The organism is Alcanivorax sp. HI0083 (genome assembly GCF_001635175.1).
Genome location: NZ_LWFX01000302.1, coordinates 1 through 1,038 on the forward strand (window position 1 = coordinate 1; position 1,038 = coordinate 1,038).

1 protein-coding gene is annotated in these 1,038 nt (G+C 57.1%); it reads left to right on the forward strand.

Going from position 1 to position 1,038, the window contains the following annotated elements; translation table 11 throughout:
* Positions 1–553: 553 nt before the first annotated feature.
* The coding region (locus A3754_RS03205) for a Wzz/FepE/Etk N-terminal domain-containing protein (RefSeq protein ID WP_231880462.1) at positions 554–1,038 on the forward strand (485 nt) is incomplete at its 3' end.

Here is a 1,038-nt window from a genome sequence, read left to right on the forward strand (position 1 = left end):
GCACCGCTGTGTAGGAGTTCCCTTCCAGGGGACGAACCAAGCGCCAGCGCGGAGCTCACCCAAAGGGGTGGTAAGAAACCGCCGGTACACGGGCACAGCTCGACAGGAAATAGCACCGCTGTGTAGGAGTTCCCTTCCAGGGGACGAACCGAGCGACAGCGCGGAGATCACCCAAAGGGGTGGTAAGAAACCGCCGTTACATGGGCAAAGCTCGACAAGAAACAGCACGGCTGTGTAGGAGTTCCCTTCCAGGGGACGAACCAAGCGACAGCGCGAAGATCACCCAAAGGGGTGGTAAGAACCGCCGGTACACGGGCACAGCTCGACAGGAAATAGCGCCACTGTAGGAGTTCCCTTCCAGGGGACGAACCAAGCGCCAGCGCGGAGNTCNCCCAAAGGGGTGATAAGCAACAAGTGGCCCTTCCAGCGCGAAATGAAGGGTCGGTAGCCGGCGTTTACTCGCCAAGGCTCGAATTCGTCCCCTGGAAGGGAACTCCTACAAGGGGCCCCGAAAAAACGCCCAACAGAAAAACAGACAGCAGAGCAATAAAACATGGCAGAAAACGCAACAAACACAGCACGGCAGCCACAGTCGTCGTCCAGCATGGCTGACGAAATTGATCTGCAACGGCTCTGGGGCCTATTGGTCGACCATCGCTGGTTGATTATCGGCACCACCTTGATTGCGTTGTCACTGGGGGTGGCTTACGGCCTGCTGGCCACGCCCATCTACAAAGCCGATGCCTTGCTGCAAGTGGAAGACAAGCAGGGTGGCGTGCCCGGCTTTTCCGAACTGAACGAACTGTTCACCGAAGAATCCTCTGCCGATGCGGAGATCCAGATCATCCGTTCGCGGATGGTGCTGGGAGAAATCATCGACCAGTTGCAGCTGGATATTAAGGTCGAGCCTGACCGCTTTCCTTTAATTGGCAGCATCGGTGCGCCAGATCCTGCCCCTGAGTTCGCACCTCAACCTCTGTTTGCAGGTTACCGAGACAGCGAAACCTTTGTCACCATTAAAACCTTCCAGGTACCGGA